Source organism: Moraxella lacunata (assembly GCF_002027545.1).
In the GTDB taxonomy this organism is placed as follows: domain Bacteria; phylum Pseudomonadota; class Gammaproteobacteria; order Pseudomonadales; family Moraxellaceae; genus Moraxella; species Moraxella lacunata.
Map to the genome: position 1 here is coordinate 1 of NZ_MXAN01000056.1, position 19,588 is coordinate 19,588.

The following is a 19,588-nucleotide window of genomic DNA, read 5'->3' on the forward strand; positions in this document are numbered from 1 at the left end:
CAGCAACAGTTGCGATAGCAACAGTTAGGGTAGTTTTACCGTGGTCAACGTGACCGATGGTACCAACGTTCACGTGTGGTTTATTACGTTCAAATTTGGCTTTGGCCATGGGTATGTCCTCTTATTAACCTATGAATTTAGGTATGGAAATTTTCGCTCGGATTGTCTTAATTTCACAGACAAATTTATGACAACATTCAAACGAATTTGCCATATCTTGCTAATTATAACACAACTCTTTATAATTTAAACCACCGTCAATGTAAAATTATGCCAATTTTACAAGAAAATTTGTGGGTTTTGCCCCAAATATAATTAATTTTTAGACAAATTGATAAAAATAATTTATAAGGATGTAAAATAAATACATTGGTTTTGTTGATAATTTTATCATTTATCAAGTGGTTTTACAGATTTTCAATGATAAATTTAACCAACAAAAAAGCCCAAACCTTTCGATTTGGACTTTTTAAAATTTGGAGCGGGAAACGAGATTCGAACTCGCGACCCCAACCTTGGCAAGGTCAGCCACCAAAATCACCTTAGATAACTTTAACCCTCAAAAACAAGCCATAACAAGCATTTATGGTTTGTTTTTTTGTAAAAATTATTTGCCAATAAAGGTAATTTTAAGTAATATTGTAAGATATTATCACATCAATCACTCTATCAATGAGGGCTAGTCATGGTAGCAGGTTCAGAAATTAAAATAAATGAGCATGGTGTATTCATTACCACACCGAAGATTTTCAAAGTCAAAGCAGAGACAACAAAGCTTTTGGAGGGTGAGCAGGTACCCATGCCCAACTTGCCCTTCTTACCCAAGCTCTACACGCTGTGTTTTCACTTTACCAATGATGATAATGTGCCATATGCTCATACTGCTTATACTGCCCACAATAAAGTAACGGGCGAGCTATTCGAGGGGATTACTGACGATAAGGGCAAGACACAAGTGTTTTATACAGACTCCCAAGAGGATATCGAAATTCATCTAGATATTTAAGGAGTTATTATGTCGCAAAACGAATATAAAACCACCACCGCCAGCACAGCGACAGATGCTCCGACTTGCAAGGTGGTCATCTCTGGTGTCCCTCGAAAATTTTTGGTACATTTTCGCAGACCTCTTGTTGATGACCCTTGGAGTCCTGTGAGCGAGCAAGTGCAAAACTTTGGTTTTGACTGGCTTCGAGATGAGTACATCCATGACATCGTCTCTGTCCTAGAAAATAACAATGAGCCCACACGCTTATACAGAGGTGATATTGACAAACTTAAAAAAGAATATACCCATCTTTGGTTTGATGGCTCACAGCCTGTCGAGGTTTTAAGTAGGATTAAGACCTGCGGTGTCGATGAATATATCCCATCATGGCTGGCAGTATTTGCTGAGAAGCATAAGCCCGAAGGCGTAACACACACCTATGCTAAACTCCATCTACAGATAGACCAAGAGGCAGTAGACATGGATAGACCACTTGCCAAAGATGACACGGTACTGATATTTACCCCCAGTGATGATGGTGTTGAGATTTATTTTAGAGACAAGTCTAGAGACAAGAACATTCTAGAGCTGCCACTGGAGATATTTTTGGAAAAAGGTCAACTCACCCGTCCTTTGGGCAGAGACACCTCCATTAAATACTATGCCGACCCAACCAAACAGCTTACCATCAAGGTCAAAACCCCCAGTGATAAGGTTCGCCATATCTTGGTAACCGCCAAACATAATAATCACAGCCGAGATGTTGGTGTTCTACTCATCTATCCCAACCATGAGATACCTGCCGCACACATTCAAGTAGTGCAATTTGCCATGATACCAAACAGCTACGCCATGCCAGAGCTTAGATATCAGGATAGACTAAGATCAGAAGCCTTTGGTCAGGCACTTATCAATCTAACCTTTGAGAGTAAGGTTTTTAACATGAGGCTTCATGAAAAAATACACACACGCCACCATCAAAGAGAGATAGAAGAGTTTTTAAAAAAATACGAATGTAGAAAAACCAGAACAAATAGCTACCCAAATCTGTTGGCTTTTAATAACACTCCTATAGATCGGCAAAATAGGTCAAATTTTGACTTGGATGTTCGGCAGTTATTTGAGCAACTGTATCCCAGTACAGCACTACAAAGCAGTGCCATCTATGGCCACTGGACGGAGAGCAATCAAAATAAAACTACCCATCTTATATTTGCCGATGTCAAGCCTGTTACTATGAATGCAGTAGTGCCAACCTGCGAACCTGACGAGACAGGAAAAATACCACCCCCAGCGACAGAGTATATTCATTCAGATAGCAGTGTTACTGGTGCCATTGGCGGTGTTGTAACACCACGCCCCTTTACAGAAGATGAAATCTCTTGTGGTTGTTTTGCAGGTATTCCTAACGACAAGTTATTAAATCGAGCCGATTATGTCGGTGGCAATACCGCCATCATCTATGCTGTCGCACAAAATGATATTTATGCGATATTTCACGAGCTTGGACACAGCTTTGGTCTGCCTCATACTTTTGACAAGCCGCCAGAATTAGATGAACTCAAAGCCAGCAAAGGACATCTGGATGAGAACCGCGCCAAAGCCATCCTAAACCGCTTTCCCACATATCAGTTTTATCAAGGATATACAGATAATGTGATGGATTATGAGGGGAGAATACCGTCATCTAAAACTCAACGAGATAAAGAAGCACCAGAGTATCCAACAGTCAATGAATATTCAGGTAAAATGAATTCTCTGTTTAAATGGCAATGGAACATCCTCCGTGCCGACAGAAGCCTAACCATTCCCAAGAATAAGGAATCATCATGAAATACTTTATCGCTACTTTATTTGCCTTTATCCACACAACTGCTTTTTCAGCACCGCCTTATGAGTCAGCAGATTATTACGGTAAGACATATTGCAAACCAGAATGGCAGGTAAAATACAATTATCTTCCCCCGCCCTCGTATATTGGCATACCCCATGACAGAAAAGTTAAACTGATGTCTTTTGATGAGTTTTTATCTCGTTTTGAAGTATCTTTGGATAAACATACAGACGATCTAAGTCGTTGGGTCGTAAAAGAAGGTAAAGATCACATTATGCAGTTTAATGAATTAAACAGCTATCTTTATATCGGTAGAAGCCATGGCATGGTTCACTATTTACAATATTATATGCGTCATGAAACAGAAAAAGATAAGAAAAGAACGCATACTTTATCCGATGATGACAAAATGGCAATGATAGAAACCATTAATTTGGTTGTTCAAGACCATCAAAAATCCCAAGAAATATTAGACGAACTGTATAAAAGATATTTAGGACAGTTAGAGCTTGTTGTCGATGGGTATATCTCTGTTTTTTTAGAGCATGATGGGAAGTATTTTTCTTTAAAAGGCATTAATACTCATTATCATCCCATAGAAAGATGTAATTATCAAGCAATATACACTCTATCTATTCTTTGAATGATGATGGTGCATCCTCCGTGCCGATAGAAGCCTAATCACAACAAACCTTCATCATTTCTCATCTGCCACAATCATAATTTAGTCATGGACTTTTGGTGAGATATTTTGATATGATGTTGATTTTAAACCACCAAACAAGGAACTGACATGTCCCAAATCAACCGTTCTGCTCTATTTGGCAAGCTAGATGCATCACTATATAAAAGCCTAGAAAGTGCCTTTATGTTTGCCAAGCTACGTGAAAATCGCCATGTTGAACTTGCCCATTGGGTATATCAAATATTGCAAATGGACGATACAGATTTACGATTCATAGAGGGTCATTTTGAACTAAATCACGACTATCTAATAAGCGACATTGCAAACCACTTAAAAACCCTAAAAACAGGCTATGAACAGGTCAGTGACTTCTCTGATGACATCATGGCACTCATTGAAGAGTCATGGCTGTACACCTCCTTAAAGTTTAATCAAACACGCATCACTACAGGTCATCTTATTTACACACTGTTAGAATCCAACCAGTTTAAACATCAACTTCTTAGAATCAGTTCCGAATTTGGCAAAATCAATACTCAAAAGCTGTATGACAACTACAGCCAAATATGCCAACATTCCATTGAAAAACCCACAGCTCAGGAAGTCTCCTTGTCGCCCAGTGACCCAACGGGACAATCTGCCTTGGCACGTTTTGGCACCAATCTTACCGAACAGGCACGACAAGAGAAGCTAGACCCTGTTACAGGCAGGGATAACGAAATCCGCCAAATGGTGGACATACTCTCTCGCAAAAAGCAAAATAACCCATTATTGACTGGCGAGGCTGGCGTAGGAAAGACCGCTGTCGTTGAAGGTCTTGCTCTAAAAATCGCTCAAGGCGATGTACCAAGCCACCTAAAAGAAGTTGAAATCATCTTACTTGACATCGGTGCACTCAAGGCAGGGGCGAGTGTTTCTGGTGAGTTTGAAAATCGCCTAAAAGCAGTTATCAAGGAAGTTCACCAAAGCCCCAAGCCCATCATCTTATTCATTGATGAGATTCATACATTGGTGGGTGCTGGCGGTGCCGCAGGTACAGGTGATGCCGCCAATCTTTTAAAACCCGCTTTGGCAAGAGGCGAGCTTCGCACCATTGGTGCAACCACATGGTCAGAATACAAAAAATATTTTGAAAAAGACCCTGCACTTACCCGAAGATTTCAAGTCATTCAAGTGCCAGAACCCAGCCAGCAAGTGGCAACCGACATGCTAAGGGGCTTGGTGGGCAGACTAGAATCCCATCATCAGGTACTCATCTTGGACGATGCCGTGCAAACTGCTGTCAAACTCTCAGCTCGCTATATTCCTGCAAGACAACTACCAGACAAAGCCATTAGCATTCTTGATACCGCTTGTGCTAGGGTTGCCGTCAGCTTAAACAGCACCCCTCTCTCTATCACCACCAAAGAAGAAAACATAAAATCCATCGAACAGCAGATTCACCAGCTTCAAAAACAACAAGAATCAGGCTATCTAACCGATGGTGATGTCATTACACAAAAACAGCAACAAATCCAAGTCATACAGTCAGAGTTAGATGTTATCAATGCACAATATCAAGACCAAAAACAACTTGTCGAGGCACTGCATGCAATCAGAACATCCATAGCCACATTGGATGATGGCAAACCAGAAGAAATATATGTCCTCAAAGCAGAGCAACAGGCACTTATCACAAAACTTCAGACCATACAAAAACAAGAGACGTTGGTTCATCCTGTGGTAGATTCTCATCTCATCGCTCAAATCATTGCTGAATGGACAGGCATTCCAGTTGGCAAAATGATGGATGACGAAGTGCAAAAAATCCTTCATTTGTCAGAAATACTCAACCAACGAATCATCGGTCAGCCTCATGCAACCGATATGATAGCCAAACGTATACAGACCGCCAGAGCCAATCTAGACAATCCCAACAAACCGATTGGTGTCTTTATGCTAACAGGACCCTCTGGTGTGGGCAAAACCGAAACCGCTCTCGCACTGGCGGACATCATGTATGGCGGTGAACAAAACCTCATCACCATCAACATGAGTGAATATCAAGAACCTCACACCGTCTCCACGCTCAAAGGTGCCCCTCCAGGATATGTCGGCTATGGTGAGGGTGGTGTGCTGACTGAAGCCGTTCGCAGACGTCCTTATAGCGTTGTCCTACTAGATGAGATAGAAAAGGCTCATCCTGATGTTCACGAGATTTTTTTTCAGGTCTTTGATAAAGGATTTATGGAAGATGGCGAGGGTCGCTATATTGACTTCAAGAACACCATCATCATCCTAACCACCAATGTCGGCTCAGAGCTTACCCTGACTTTATGTCAAGACGAGCTTCTAAAACCCGATATAGAAGGACTGGCTACGGCATTAAGAGAGCCTCTATTGCAGACTTTTCCGGCAACACTTTTGGGTAGAATCCAAAACATTCCCTACTACCCACTCAATCACGAGATGATGTCACACATCATCACCCTACAACTAAACAAAGTCATCAAACGCATGCAGGATAATCATAACATCACACTAAGCCATGATGATGCCGTCATCACCCTCATCACCAACCGCTGTCAAGAAATAGAGTCAGGCGGTCGTATAATTGATGCCATCATCACCAATCAAATCCTGCCCATGATAAGTCATGAGATACTTTTATCTATCGGCAATCCCAACCCCATAAGAAACATGACATTGACCGTTGTTGATAATGAATTTAAACTTACCATTGATAGACACACTCAACATGAGGACATCCCATGCCCCTAACTCGCTACTACATCCTAGAAAACGACACCACCACAGCAGGCGGTATCGTCCAGACAACCAACAATCCCATTGTCTTTAATGTAGATGGCAAAAAGCAAAGCTGTATCGGCGATGATGTTTGGTGTCCTGCTTGTCAATCAATGGGCAAAATTGTACCAACAGGTCCAAGATTGTCTTTTTCTTTGGGTGGGGCAATGCCTGCTTTAAATGATGATTTGTGTCTATGCAAATGTAATCCACCACCAAAACTTATCCATTCTCAGACAAGTTTTAAAGAGATTATTGATGACAATAGACTTGCCCAGTACCAAAAAGCAAGAGAGCAATACAGACAATCAAAGCTACAAAACAACTTTGCTAACACCCAAGCAAATGATGATGAGTTGCCTAAGTTTACTGTACATTTCAAGGAAGATATGGGTTTGATTGGCTCCGTGATGAGTATCTTTATGGTACCGATAAAAGCAAAAAGGTATATTTCGGTGCAATAGAAGATTTGACGGAAGAATACCGTAGCTACCAAAGAAAAGAGTTAGTCAATTTATCAGAGATTATTCAATATGGCAGACCCAATGAATATACACCTGCTTGGCTAAACTTATTTTCACCAAGCAATCAATCAAAAACAGGTCTTAGTAGTGTAGATCTACACTTGTATTTTGAGCAGTCAGACCAAGACACGCTCTTGACAGATGATGAGACGTTGCTAATATTTAGATGTAGTAATGGACTAATGGTAGATACACCCACTTTGACAATGAGCGATGTGTTGTCCAACATGACCAAAGAAAGCATCAATCTTATTATGGAGCAGTCAGCCTATCAACAAGGAAAAACCGTGTATACATCAAAGGATGTGCCGACATCTGTAACCAAAACCATTATTTATTACAAGAGCAATCATCCCATAATTACTGTCACTTGTAATAGTGCCTTAAGCCAACTTGGTACCATAGAAGTGTTTGCCAAAAAGAATGGCACAGAAAAACGAGTCGGACTGCTGTGTGTTTACCCAAATGCAAAAAGAAGAAAAGCCACGATACAACCCATTGAATTGGTAGCTCATCCATTTTCTGCTACAAATGCTTATCCACAAGATTATCCAAATGCCATTCAAAGCAAACTTTTTAGCCAAGTAGGCGTGATAGCAGAAGTCAAAGAAAGCATTGGTATTAATTTAATAAATAAGCAAATTTTTCACAAAAATAAAGACGGTAAAGACACAATCACCACCATCAGTAGCCACCAGTTACAGCAACAACAGGAGATTGATAATTTTTCTAAAAAATATCAACAGGCAGTGAATGATGTGAAAAATGTCAATTTGACTCCTTTGAATGGAGAGAGTAGTAGAGAAGCCTTTGATGATGCTATTGAACTATTAAAAGCTCTAAATATCGTTCAGTATGAAACCAACAATAGCACAAATGTTACTTATCTTATTTTAACCGACTATGTTGTAGAAGAAAATGATAAATTAACATTGGGTATGGCTGATAGAAAAGAGCCTGATGAATATGAAAAACATCAATGTAAAATCACAAGAAACTGCAATTATTGGGGTAATCATGTCATTATCTACAGAAATATTTATAATGCCCATGATGAAACTCGGACGATTTTACATGAGCTGGGACATAGTTTGGGGTTGGAACATAGTTTTAACCATAAGGAACCAAATCATTTTGTATTGCAAGAATCCCACACAGACAATCTTATGGATTATAACTCAGGCATTACACTTAATAAATACCAATGGGATATTATCTATAATGATAATAATATCATTACTTTACAGGAGAAAAATAAATGAACTTGTTAAAATTCTTTATTGGTATTTTATTAGTTTTTAATGCAACCATTTGTCTTGGCAGTGGCGGTTATTATCAGGTCATGCTAACCAATGAACAAATGGCACAGCGTCTTGATAAATATGATACGCTAAAATTTGTAAAATATTCTAAGACTTATGATAAAACAACTGGTCAATTTCATTATAACTTTCCTGATGAATTTATTTTATTCAATAATAAGGTAGAGCTTCTTAGATTAGAGTTGGGACTGAGTTATACAGACGAAGCAGATTGGCTATTATGGATGGACAGACACGATCCAAATAAAGTCAATATTATGACCAACTCAGATAAAGAAAAGATGATTATTCTTATCAGTACCATCACAGATGATAGACAAAAAGCTGAACAGTTATTTGAGGAACTATACTTGGCTTATCTAGAAAGATATGAGAAACTAAAAGATTTGCCTGAATGCAAACAATATTGCCCCATATCCGTAACGATACAATACGAAGATAAAGACATTGATTTGCGTGGCAAAATCAACGAAAGCAATATTTTACAAAACTACCCAAAAAATCGGCATAGTATTGACATTTTTTTTATTGGCAATTATAAATATTGATGAATAGCAATGAGTTTTAACAATGAAACTCGGACGATTTTACATGAGCTGGGACATAGTTTGGGGTTGGAACATCCATTTCAAGATGATATAAGTAATTTATTGTTTGAAAAAGCTTATACAAACAATCTTATGGATTATAACTCAGGCATTACACTTAATAAATACCAATGGGATATTATCTATAATGATGGCAATATAATAGCTAAATAGGCAGATAAAGTATGAAACTCTTTAAAATCATGACTGCTATTGCAGTGCTTAGCTTAACAAGTCTTAGCCATGCCATGTCTTATTATTATAAAGTCATGCTTTCTGATGAACAAATGGCACGGCATCTTGATAAATATGATACGCTAAAATTTTTCAAATATACTACAGTGTACGATGAAATAAAAGATAAAATTCGTTATGAATTTCCTGAAAGGTATCTTTTATCTGAAAATGGTATCACTCACATTAGATTTTTTTTAGGTGAACGCTATACAGACGAAGCAGATTGGCAATTATGGATGGACAGACACGATCCAAATAAAGTCAATATTATGACCAACTCAGATAAAGAAAAGATGATTATTCTTATCAGTACCATCACAGATGATAGACAAAAAGCTGAACAATTGTTTAATGAATTGTATTTAGCTTATCTAGAAAGATATGAGAAACTAAAAGATTTGCCTGAATGCAAACAATATTGCCCCATATCCGTAACGATACAATACGAAGATAAAGACATTGATTTGCATGGCAAAATTGATGAAAGAAATATTTTACAAAACTACCCAGAAAATCGGCATAGTATTGACATTTTTTTTATTAAACTTCCTATAAGGTCTTCGCTATAAATACAGCTAAAATAATAATATCATTACTTTACAGGAGAAAAATAAATGAACTTGTTAAAATTCTTTATTGGAACTTTATTAGTTTTTAATGCAACCATTTGTCTTGGCAGTGGCGGTTATTATCAGGTCATGCTAACCAATGAACAAATGGCACAGCGTCTTGATAAATATGATACGCTAAAATTTGTAAAATATTCTAAGACTTATGATAAAACAACTGGTCAATTTCATTATAACTTTCCTGATGAATTTATTTTATTCAATAATAAGGTAGAGCTTCTTAGATTAGAGTTGGGACTGAGTTATACAGACGAAGCAGATTGGCTATTATGGATGGACAGACACGATCCAAATAAAGTCAATATTATGACCAACTCAGATAAAGAAAAGATGATTATTCTTATCAGTACCATCACAGATGATAGACAAAAAGCTGAACAATTGTTTAATGAATTGTATTTAGCTTATCTAGAAAGATATGAGAAACTAAAGGATTTGCCTGAATGCAAACAATATTGCCCCATATCCGTAACGATACAATACGAAGATAAAGACATTGATTTGCGTGGCAAAATTGACGAAAGAAATATTTTACAAAACTACCCAGAAAATCGGCATAGTATTGATATTTTTTTTATTGCTGACTATAGGTATTAATAAAGACACAATGGTTTTTATGGGTAAAAATCGGACGATTTTACACGAGCTGGGACACAGTTATGGTCTATATCATACTTTTATGCAAAGCGAATTATCCATCAACAGTCCCCATACTTTTTTTGAGGGTATACCGATAATATTATGGATTATCTGCCTTTTCAATTGCCCCAAGACATCATCGATAAATGTCATGCAGATCCAACAACCAAAAAGCCAGAAAATGACAGCCCAAGAATGGATACCATGTTATCATTATCTAAATGGCAGTGGGACATCACCAAAACGACAAAAGCATCCAAAAAGGTCAATCATATGTTTAAATCTTTGTTAGTATTTTTGACAATCATAGCATTAACACAAAACGCTTATGCTCTAACCGAAGAGTCGCTTTGCAAGCTATCTTCTTATATCAAAATTCTTAAATACAAATAATGAAAATTTTTAATTTTACATGAGTTGAGGTGTGGTTTTGGTTTAGTAATTGCTTATTTGTTTGAGAGCTAAAATAAGATTATTGGAGTAGAAAAGTTGTAAGATTCTACTATTTGCACAGAGTAAAGATGGATAGCATTACAGATTATATGTTTATGGTTTTTTACCTCTTTAAATACAGGAATAATAAACTATTCATAATGAATAATATCTGGAATGTTATCCAAATAAGAAAATGATTGTTATGACAATAAATAATCGATGACCATATCATATTCCAGACAGTTGAACTTTCTACAAATAAAAATATAAGATATTGACATGCAAAGTAAACAGAAATAAAAAGGCATATCTAATTTTATTTCTCACTGGGGATAAAAATAGTGCGAAGAAAAAAGTAACCATCGCCAATAATTTAAATGCGACATCATCATCTCCTCCTGCACCATTAATTTGATATAAATACATTATTGAGTATTTATCATATCCAAAACAAATTTTATCATATTTAATAAAAAGTAAGGGAAATGCTGATAAAAACAGACATAGTTTTGATGTTATCAAAAAAAGTTTTGGCATGAGAATTTCTATTTATGGTTAATTAGATGAATAATATATTTTATCCGCCTATTCCAACACTTCAATAGTATATGTTTTTTCAAATTCTTTGCCAACAAACATACTGCCATAAGCACTCCCTGTTAATTTGATGGTAATTGGTTTTAGTTCAGACGGAGTGCCTGTAATAGTTAAGTTTGAGTAATCTGTTCTATAAACAGGTTTATTATATATGTCTTTATGGCTTTCATACACTTTCGGCTCCACCATAATATCTTCATTTGAAACTTGTATGTCAACCGTTTCCTCTATAATGGCGGCTTCTATCTCAATTTTTGCATAATAAGGTTGATTGAGATGTGCTTTGGGTAATTCTTGGGTTACAAAATGTGGACGATTAGCAAAATGCGATGAGACTTTAAACATAATAATTAAAAAAACAATCAAAAATACTATGGTTGCCAAAAACCACAATGCCACTTTCTCCCATAATGCCATATTTTGCCATAACGCTGTCTTTTTCATGTCATACCCTTTTTACAATAAAAGCGGTTTTATGGTAGAGCATAAATTTATGGCTCTGGTTCAAAAAGTATGCTACAAGGAAAACCGTTCGTGGTGAGCTTGGGCAACCTAACGGTTTTCCTACCCGCAGGCAGGCTCAGGGCGAACGGAAAACCTAGTTTGGCATACTTTTTAGACTACTACCAAATTTATTAAGTGGCAAATTTGACTGAATAGACCAATTGTTCTTGCCCCAAGAAAATACCGTCAAGTGCACTATGTCTGTCAATTTAGTATTTAAATCAATGGCATTTTTTCCACTTCGCAATAAACTTGTCCATACTACCCAATGCTCTGGAATGACACCAAAGGCAGAATTGCCTTTTTGTAGTAATTCTGTATTGATTAAAGAGATAACATAATAATCTTGCTTGGTGAAATAAGCATTTAATTGAATATAATTTGCCAAAGTGTCTAATTCATATGTTTCAATGTGCTTAAAGCCAATTTTTTCCAACCAACCTATTAATTCATGAGGAAGGGTTATTCCTGCAGTCTCATCATCGGGCGATTTGTAGCGTATTCTTTTATTAAAGGTATCTCTTAAACTAGCTAAAGTCATCCAATCCAGTCCTAATATTTTGGGTTCATTATTGGCTTTAAAATAGCTGGTAGGATGTTTGGTTGCGTTCGATGGTTTAAGTTGTATTGATTTGATGTTTGCTACACCATGGTACCACAGACTCCAAACAAGACTTTTGTAGGTATTTTTATCTACCAATAGTAAAAAATAAAAAAATACAGCAGGACTACACAAAGAGGATAAGCCCTGGTCAGGAACCTCTCTACCCTCCAACCTCTCCCTTAACGCCCTTCAATGACATTCCAAGCAAAAGGATCTAACTGGTCGCCAATGCCGTGCTCGTGTGCGATAAAGGGTCTATTGCAAATGGTTTGAGTGGTAACTGGCGTGCCAGTACTAGCAGAGGTGCAGGTGGTTTTGTCACTCATTATTCATCTCCTTATTTTGCCAGTCCAAGTCCAGTTTAATCTCATAATCATCAGGTGAATCTGTAAAAAAGTGTGGGGTTTGACCATTTTCATCAGTTCTACCTGAATGTATCTTGCCTGTCTTTTTGTTTTTGGCAGTATATGAAACATTAGCATAAGGATAGCCATCATCATCTACAAAGCGTACTGAGGTGCTATAGGTGCTGGGTGTTTGGGTTGGACTTTCTTTTAGTTGACTAGCACTTATTGCCATACCCTGTGAGCTGACTTTTTCTTTAAAACTCATCTGCGAATGCACAAGCTTTGGCGGTGGATTACATTTACATAGACATAGGTCGTCATGCAGGGCTAGCGTTTGCCGTTTACTTTAGTGGAAAGTCTGTCTTGTTTCTAAGTTAAAATTCGCTTTATATTTTATCTGTAATAAAGATAATTTATTTATGCAATCTGATACACAAGACTAAAATAATCCTTCATAAAACTATTAAACAATTTTAACAATTTATTTTTTTACACCTTAATACCAAATACTTTCAAATGGATTTAAATAAATAGTCTTCTTCCAAACATTTCATTATAAGAATTTCAATAATGAATTCTTAATACAATCTAAGAATTTATCATAAAATATAGTCACTTATATATATTATCCACCACTCCTTTGTATACAATAATTTCTCTTTTATCAAAACCAACAACAATATTACTTTCAATGCCGTAATACCAAATGGCAATACTATGTATATTATTTTTATCAAAATCATCACAGCTAACCATAGATAAAACCAGACAATCATTTTTATCATATATTAGATCTGGATGTCCCAATCTATCTATAGCTGTATGCATATTATCACCTAAATTATTTACAATGAGATAAGGTTCAAATATTATATATAGCATCAAAATAAATACAATTAAAAATATCAAAATAATTAATTTATCCGCAATTTTCTCTACTTTGGTTTTTCTAATCACACAATCTCTCCTTGTAATTTTCTAAACCGTACACAGCGGCATCATGACCAGCATTATTTCCAGAAAAATCATTTAAAATATCTTTAAAGTATCCGTCCACTCCAGATTTGCTATGATATGCGGAAAAAACACTACCAATATAAATGTAACCAGTAAGAAAACTCCAAGCTAAAAATCCAGTAAAAGGATCCACTGTTCTTCTATATCTATACTGCACCAAGAAATACTGTAAATCAACCCCGTCTGTCGTATTAGGGTGAATACCCAAACTCCTAATATAGGATTGTTCATCACCTATTTCATTGCTGTAAAAATCCGGAGGGTTATCAAAAGTCCAAATACTTCTATTTTTTATAAATAAATCCAATGCTTCACAAAATGAAACTTTTTTTAATGATGTAGTTGGTGCTATAGGCTTATTATACCCAACAGAAATGATGGTTTTGTTCATAGAAATTTCTCCATACTTTACTTTTACTTCATAAGCATTATCATTATATTTCCCATTCATTGTTGGCATAACAAATATTTTATCTATCAAATCATTACCTATATATATTTCAAACCAAACAATATCAAAATAATCTGCATTATACACCTTACTACAGCCATTATCATCAAATACACCGTTATAAGGCTTAGATTTTTTAAAAAACACCAATCTATATTTCAGCATTTTTCTAATTTTTTCGGATTTTGATGTAACTTTAATTCTAACAGTAAAATTTTTTTCACTCACAATATCACCTCTTCAAAAAAATGTATCTCAAAAGTTTCTTCTTTGTCCTTAGTTAACACTTCTGTTAAACCACATTTATCAGTCAATCCTTTTAAGATAGTACCGGTATTAGATACAGCAATATAATAAATACCAAAAATTGGGGAACCACTTACACTATCAATGCACTGAAATTGCAACTGATAATTATCATCTATAATAAAATTATCTTTTTGGATCAATGCCTCATTATTTATTGTGCGATTGCTATTATTCTCAATCACCTCCTTAAAACTCGTCTGCGAATTCACCAGCTTTGGCGGTGGAGTGCATTTGCATAGACATAGGTCGTCATTTAAGGCAGACCAAGCCATTTACTTTAACAGCCGTAGATTATTGCTAGATTTATTAAAATCAATCAAGACCATCATCTTTTAAACAGTTTTTTATGTTTTTCCCATAAAAAACTTTTTTGTTATTAATGCAAAAATCAAATCCAGAAAATCCATGACCCCCAAGCTCATATTGATATAACATAAAATGATAAATTTTTTTATCATGAATCATGGAGGGGTAATTTTCAATGGTTAATTTTGATACTTTTTTCCCCAAGCCTTGCGAATAAACGGTTTGGCTATCATAACCAATATCAAGACCACTTGCATAACCTTCCTGAATCTCAAAGACTAAATCGTTTTGCTCAATAATTGCATTTTTTAATGAATTATTTTTGACAAGGTCTTTGTCTTGAGACATGATATGACTTATCCATAACATCAAACCAATCACCATAACAAAAAAACATAACATAAAAACAGCAATTGCCTTTATGAATTTTTCTACCCTTTCCATCATACCAGTCCTAAGCGCCAATTGCTTGCTTTACTTTTTCTTCATAAAGTCGAATCACTGCATCCAAATTTCTAGCCCTGACATTAGTTTCAAAATTTTTTGTTATCATTAAGTCGGGGTTTCTTTTAAATTTCAATGCCCAGTAATCAGCTATGATTTCTGCCTGAGATTCCATGTTGTAATCTGACAACTTGGACTTAATTGTCACAATATTAGAGACCGATTTATTCTGAGAAGTTTGCATTTTAATCACCTTGCTTCCAAATGTTTGGTGAATGTTGTATAAATAAGGGTTAGTGTCATTAAGACGAGCACAAGTATGTATTTTAGCACCTATCAAACGCACCCACATGCCCTTACGGCTTTGCCAGACATGAGCCATCTCATGGATGAATAAGTGCTTCATGCTATCGCTATCAAGAGCATAATTTTCTCTATATACCTTTTTTGCTGGATATAAATTGCCATTGGGTGTTACGATGGTTTCTTCTTGTTGATTAGGTAGGTAATCAACCTTAAATACTTTAACTGCTTGATACTTAATGGTTTCACCAAATATTAATCTTGCCAAGGCTATTTCTTCTGCCGTTAAATCTCTGCTTGGTATGTTAATGATTAGCTTGTCACCACTTTTATTGATTGGTATGCCCATTTAGTTGTCTCCATCTTGCGAGAAAAACAGCTCTAAATCCGTAATTTCTGTTTCTATATCGCTATAGAAAATATCTGTATTACCTTCATCATCAAGCTCTCCTTCGTATGTTATACCATCTATCTTTAATCTATATCTCAAAAATGGGGTAATATCATTATTTATTTCTCCAAAGTCGAACTTAATGCGTTTATCAAAAATTTTTGAACCACTCTTTTCCTTGTGATTCTTGGGCTGAGTGTTATAGCCATCATCAACCACTTCCCTAAAACTCGTCTGCGAATTCACCAGCTTTGGCGATGGAGTGCATTTGCATAGACATAGGTCGTCATTTAGGGCGGGCATTCGTCCGTTTACTTTGGTAGAGAGTCTGTCTTGGTTAGGGGTGATTTTACCCATAGACTGGCAAGCAGGACACCAAACATCATCGCCGATATAGCTTTGTTCTTTACCATAGACTTTAAAAGATAGGGTATTGGTGGTTTTTTGGACGACACCGCCTGCGGTGGTGGTGTCACCCTCTAGGATGTAGTAACGCACAGTCATGATTTGTTTCACTCACACAAAAACAAAATAGCAACCCCAAAGCAGGGTTGCTAGATACTCATCAATCCTTTCTTAGCGAAGGTAGTTTTGACACCAATCGCAAGGACACTGTCAATCCCTCAAGTTGATAGTGCGGACGCAAGAAAAACTTGGAGGTATAGAACCCTGGGTTGTCCGCCACTTCTTCCACAATCACCTCAGCTGCTGCCAAAGGTTTCTTGGCTTTGGTCTCTTGGGATGAGTTGACCGGATCGCCATCGACATAATTCATAATCCAATCATTGAGCCAACGCTCCATATCCTCGCGTTCTCTAAATGAGCCGACCTTATCACGCACGATACATTTTAAATAGTGAGCAAAACGACAGCAAGCAAACAGATAAGGCAATCTGGCAGAGAGCTTGGCATTGGCTGTGGCGTCTGCATCATGATATTGGGTTGGTTCTTGTAGAGACTGTGCCCCGATAAAGGCGGCTAAATTAGAGTTTTTGCGATATACAAGTGGCATTAACCCATTGGCGGACAGCTCCGCCTCTCTACGGTCGCTAATGGCAGTCTCGGTTGGGCATTTTAAGTCCACACCACCATCATCAGTCTCAAAGGTGTGAGTTGGTAGGTTTTCCACCGTACCGCCAGATTCAACACCACGGATAGAAGTACACCAACCATACTCGCTAAATGAGCGGTTGATATTGACCGCCATGGCATAAGCGGCATTTGCCCATGCATACCCTTCGTGGTCTGATACCTGCTCTTCAAAGTGAAACTCATCAACAGGGTTACTGGCACTGCTATAAGGTGCTCTCACCATAAATCTAGGTAATGCCAACCCCAAATACCTAGCATCATCACTGGCTCTCAAGTTTCTCCATGCTGCATATTCTGTGTTTTGGAATATTTTGGTGATGTCTCTTGGATTTGATAACTCCTCCCAAGAATCCATCTGCATAAGGCTTGGATTAGCACCCGTAATGAACGGGCAGTGAGAAGCAGAGGATATCTTAGCAACCTCCGTCAAGATTTCAATGTCTTGTGGACTATGGTCAAAATAATAATCTCCCACTAAGCAACCAAAGGGCTCGCCACCAAACTGCCCGTATTCCTCTTCATAGATTTTTTTGAATATTGGGCTTTGATCCCACATCACCCCTTTAAACTTCTTGAGGTTGCGAGAGAGTTCTTTTTTGGTTAGAGGCATAACCTTGATTTTAAGCAGGTGATTGGTCTCGGTATTATTGACCAGATGATGTAGTCCACGCCAAGCACTCTCCATTTGCTTAAATTCTTCGTGATGGATAATCTCATTGATTTGGTCGGATAGCTTTTTATCAATCTGAGCGATGATTGCTTGGATGGTTTGATAAGTATCCGATGAGTGCTTGACAGTGTTACCCAGTGCTTGGCGAGCCAATGTTTTTAGCGCACCTTGAACCGCATCTTCTGCTTGCTTGGATTTGGGTTTGAATTCTTTATTGACCAAAGCCTCAAAGTCGTTATCAAAAACGGTCTGAGTCTGGGTATGCGTTTGATGTTCGTGTTGCGTAGTCATGACGCCTCCTTAGGAATTATTATCTTCTGATGTGGCGTTTTTTGGCAAAGTTGCCAAAGATTGAAGTAGCTCATTGTCAGATAGAATCTTATCAATCAAATCTTCTGCCCCCGCCTTACCATCCATATAGGAAAGTAGATTTGACAACTCTGTTCTTGCATCCAAGAGTTGCTTTAATGGGTCAATTTTTTGTGCGATTTGCTCTGGTGAGAAATCCTCCATTTTTTCAAATTCCATTTCAATACCGAGCTGAGTCCCATCCTCTTCTAATCTATTAGCTACATTAAAAGCAACTCTAGGCTTGATTGATTTCATTCGGTCGTCAAAATTGTCCGCATCAATCTCCATGAATGCTCTATCGGCAATACTTGGCAATTCCTGCTTGCTTTTGCCTGCCAAGTCAGCAAACACACCCATCACAAAGGGCAATTCTATCTTTTTTTCGGTGCCATACACCTCCACATCATACTCAATCTGAACACGAGGCGAGCGGTTTTTAGCAATAAATTTCTGAGCGGATTTACTACTCATGTCATCTCCTATGGGTTTGACTTAGGTTTAATTAAATTCATCATCATTAGGCAAGGGTTGTCCCACCAAATTTTCCAATCTATCTAATGATTCTGGACTGATGTCTTTCATTATTTCATAAAAATTAAGATTCATCAATTTTTGAATGCGTCTGATAAATAGTGGTGCAGGATGTGAAGGTTCGTGCTTTTCAAAATACACATGAATCTTTTCAAGCAATAATTGCACATCCTCTCTTGAATTCACAGAATAGCTTGCCCAGTTCATCACAGGCACGACAGATTCTGCTGTTTTTATGTCGTTCATCTTGGTTGGTGTAACATCTTGTCGCTCCAAACCAGACTCTCCTGATTGGCTTAGTAAATCCAAAATCTTTTGAATCAACTGCTCGGTAGGCTCAAATTTTAGACCACTTATCTCATATTTTTCAAATAGTGCCTTGATTGCCAATATGAGCACGCCCGCCTCTTTTAGCTGGCTTATGGGCGAGTGCCCATCTTCGGAGGCAACAGACAAATCAATGACCAGCCTTTGAATGCCTCCAGCATATAGTGACTCATCATAGCTCTCCAAGAAAGCCTCTATCTCTTTTACCGTATGAAACTTTCCTGACAATCCATTTTTAACCAAAGGGGCATTTCTTAGGTCTTTTAAGATACCATCAGGAGCGAAGAACAAAGACAGTGCATTCACCCGAAAATCAGGGTCATAATCACCATCTTCATCAACAAGCTTTGGAAAGACATCCTCCCAATATTTCTCAAGATTACCCTTAATGATAAACAACCCTTCTTTTAACCCCATAAGCCCATTTAGTACAATACCACTTTGAGTAAAATAACTCATGACAAGCAAATCTTTACTCTTATGCAGTAAAAGCTGATAACAAGACTCATAAATAGCACGCCAGTCCTTGATTCCAGCCTCAACCACCAAATCGCCATATTGTTGCTCTGGCTTGTCTTGTAGTAGGCTCATCAAGTTTAAAAAATCGTCATCATACTCGATATTATGCCCTGCTACCTGCTCATCGTGCAATGGTGCCAAAAAGTCATCCATCCAAT

25 protein-coding genes are annotated in these 19,588 nt (G+C 37.3%); 11 read left to right on the top strand and 14 right to left on the bottom strand.

The genetic code is table 11. The annotated features are described in order from the left end of the window. Positions 1-109 (bottom strand): GTP-binding protein (locus B5J94_RS08505; RefSeq protein ID WP_228144571.1); only part of this gene is annotated, 109 nt, incomplete at its 3' end. A 576-nt stretch (positions 110-685) separates the two neighbouring features. Between B5J94_RS08505 and B5J94_RS08510 the strand changes: the two genes are divergently transcribed. The 11 genes from B5J94_RS08510 to B5J94_RS08560 all read left to right on the top strand — a co-directional run bounded on the left by B5J94_RS08510 (position 686) and on the right by B5J94_RS08560 (position 10,625). Continuing rightward, positions 686-1,006 carry a hypothetical protein gene (locus B5J94_RS08510; RefSeq protein WP_062500121.1) on the top strand — a complete coding sequence of 107 codons (321 nt, stop codon included), beginning with the start codon at positions 686-688 and terminating at the stop codon, positions 1,004-1,006. 9 nt (positions 1,007-1,015) lie between these two features. Continuing rightward, positions 1,016-2,821, top strand: coding sequence for a zinc metalloprotease (locus B5J94_RS08515; RefSeq protein WP_062500123.1), 1,806 nt, complete (start codon positions 1,016-1,018; stop codon positions 2,819-2,821). After that, on the top strand, positions 2,818-3,465 hold the full coding sequence (locus tag B5J94_RS08520) for a hypothetical protein (RefSeq protein ID WP_062500125.1): 648 nt from the start codon (positions 2,818-2,820) through the stop codon (positions 3,463-3,465). The genes B5J94_RS08515 and B5J94_RS08520 overlap by 4 nt, the downstream gene beginning before the upstream one ends. 150 nt (positions 3,466-3,615) lie before the next feature. Continuing rightward, the gene (gene tssH, locus B5J94_RS08525) at positions 3,616-6,267 is read left to right on the top strand and encodes a type VI secretion system ATPase TssH (RefSeq protein WP_062500127.1); all 2,652 of its coding nucleotides are present in this window, start codon (positions 3,616-3,618) and stop codon (positions 6,265-6,267) included. Beyond that, positions 6,258-6,758 carry a PAAR domain-containing protein gene (locus B5J94_RS13895; RefSeq protein WP_143821939.1) on the top strand — a complete coding sequence of 167 codons (501 nt, stop codon included), beginning with the start codon at positions 6,258-6,260 and terminating at the stop codon, positions 6,756-6,758. Before tssH ends, B5J94_RS13895 begins: the two co-directional genes overlap by 10 nt. A gap of 5 nt (positions 6,759-6,763) precedes the next feature. Next, on the top strand, positions 6,764-8,080 hold the full coding sequence (locus B5J94_RS08535; RefSeq protein WP_062500129.1) for a zinc metalloprotease: 1,317 nt from the start codon (positions 6,764-6,766) through the stop codon (positions 8,078-8,080). Then, positions 8,077-8,688, top strand: a complete 612-nt coding sequence (locus B5J94_RS08540; protein ID WP_079364062.1) for a hypothetical protein — start codon at positions 8,077-8,079, stop codon at positions 8,686-8,688. Before B5J94_RS08535 ends, B5J94_RS08540 begins: the two co-directional genes overlap by 4 nt. Before the next feature lie 9 nt (positions 8,689-8,697). Next, entirely contained in the window at positions 8,698-8,901 is a 204-nt protein-coding gene (locus B5J94_RS08545; RefSeq protein WP_062501783.1) for a zinc metalloprotease, read from the top strand. An 11-nt stretch (positions 8,902-8,912) separates the two neighbouring features. Then, positions 8,913-9,533 (top strand): hypothetical protein, encoded by a 621-nt coding sequence (locus B5J94_RS08550; RefSeq protein WP_079364063.1) that lies wholly within the window; start codon positions 8,913-8,915, stop codon positions 9,531-9,533. Between the two features lie 45 nt (positions 9,534-9,578). After that, complete coding sequence (locus tag B5J94_RS08555) at positions 9,579-10,190, top strand: hypothetical protein (RefSeq protein WP_079364064.1); 612 nt, start codon at positions 9,579-9,581, stop codon at positions 10,188-10,190. Between the two features lie 144 nt (positions 10,191-10,334). Further along, on the top strand, positions 10,335-10,625 hold the full coding sequence (locus tag B5J94_RS08560; protein ID WP_062501653.1) for a hypothetical protein: 291 nt from the start codon (positions 10,335-10,337) through the stop codon (positions 10,623-10,625). 627 nt (positions 10,626-11,252) lie between these two features. Here B5J94_RS08560 and B5J94_RS08570 read toward each other — a convergent pair. From B5J94_RS08570 to tssA, 13 genes are all read right to left on the bottom strand, one after another. Then, positions 11,253-11,708 carry a hypothetical protein gene (locus B5J94_RS08570; protein WP_062501656.1) on the bottom strand — a complete coding sequence of 152 codons (456 nt, stop codon included), beginning with the start codon at positions 11,706-11,708 and terminating at the stop codon, positions 11,253-11,255. A 154-nt stretch (positions 11,709-11,862) separates the two neighbouring features. Beyond that, entirely contained in the window at positions 11,863-12,309 is a 447-nt protein-coding gene (locus tag B5J94_RS08575; protein ID WP_143821940.1) for a hypothetical protein, read from the bottom strand. Positions 12,310-12,551: 242 nt separating this feature from the next. After that, positions 12,552-12,698: a hypothetical protein gene (locus B5J94_RS14210; RefSeq protein ID WP_156471049.1), complete on the bottom strand. Its 147-nt coding sequence runs from the start codon at positions 12,696-12,698 to the stop codon at positions 12,552-12,554. After that, entirely contained in the window at positions 12,691-12,984 is a 294-nt protein-coding gene (locus B5J94_RS08580) for a carboxypeptidase regulatory-like domain-containing protein (protein WP_062498972.1), read from the bottom strand. The genes B5J94_RS14210 and B5J94_RS08580 overlap by 8 nt, the downstream gene beginning before the upstream one ends. Before the next feature lie 347 nt (positions 12,985-13,331). Next, positions 13,332-13,676 (bottom strand): hypothetical protein, encoded by a 345-nt coding sequence (locus tag B5J94_RS08585; protein ID WP_062498971.1) that lies wholly within the window; start codon positions 13,674-13,676, stop codon positions 13,332-13,334. Beyond that, a complete protein-coding gene (locus tag B5J94_RS08590; protein ID WP_143821941.1) occupies positions 13,669-14,415 on the bottom strand; it encodes a hypothetical protein in 747 nt (248 codons plus the stop codon). The genes B5J94_RS08585 and B5J94_RS08590 overlap by 8 nt, the downstream gene beginning before the upstream one ends. Further along, positions 14,412-14,678: a hypothetical protein gene (locus B5J94_RS08595; RefSeq protein WP_143821942.1), complete on the bottom strand. Its 267-nt coding sequence runs from the start codon at positions 14,676-14,678 to the stop codon at positions 14,412-14,414. Before B5J94_RS08595 ends, B5J94_RS08590 begins: the two co-directional genes overlap by 4 nt. Positions 14,679-14,808: 130 nt before the next feature. Then, positions 14,809-15,246: a hypothetical protein gene (locus tag B5J94_RS08600; RefSeq protein WP_062498968.1), complete on the bottom strand. Its 438-nt coding sequence runs from the start codon at positions 15,244-15,246 to the stop codon at positions 14,809-14,811. A gap of 10 nt (positions 15,247-15,256) precedes the next feature. Then, a complete protein-coding gene (locus B5J94_RS08605; protein WP_062498967.1) occupies positions 15,257-15,898 on the bottom strand; it encodes a hypothetical protein in 642 nt (213 codons plus the stop codon). Continuing rightward, a complete protein-coding gene (locus tag B5J94_RS08610) occupies positions 15,899-16,444 on the bottom strand; it encodes a PAAR domain-containing protein (RefSeq protein ID WP_079364066.1) in 546 nt (181 codons plus the stop codon). A gap of 61 nt (positions 16,445-16,505) precedes the next feature. After that, positions 16,506-17,993 (bottom strand): type VI secretion system contractile sheath large subunit, encoded by a 1,488-nt coding sequence (gene tssC / locus B5J94_RS08615; RefSeq protein WP_062498966.1) that lies wholly within the window; start codon positions 17,991-17,993, stop codon positions 16,506-16,508. A 9-nt stretch (positions 17,994-18,002) separates the two neighbouring features. After that, positions 18,003-18,524: a type VI secretion system contractile sheath small subunit gene (gene tssB, locus B5J94_RS08620; protein ID WP_062498965.1), complete on the bottom strand. Its 522-nt coding sequence runs from the start codon at positions 18,522-18,524 to the stop codon at positions 18,003-18,005. A 27-nt stretch (positions 18,525-18,551) separates the two neighbouring features. Further along, positions 18,552-19,583, bottom strand: a complete 1,032-nt coding sequence (tssA, locus tag B5J94_RS08625) for a type VI secretion system protein TssA (RefSeq protein WP_062498964.1) — start codon at positions 19,581-19,583, stop codon at positions 18,552-18,554. Between the last annotated feature and the right edge of the window lie 5 nt (positions 19,584-19,588).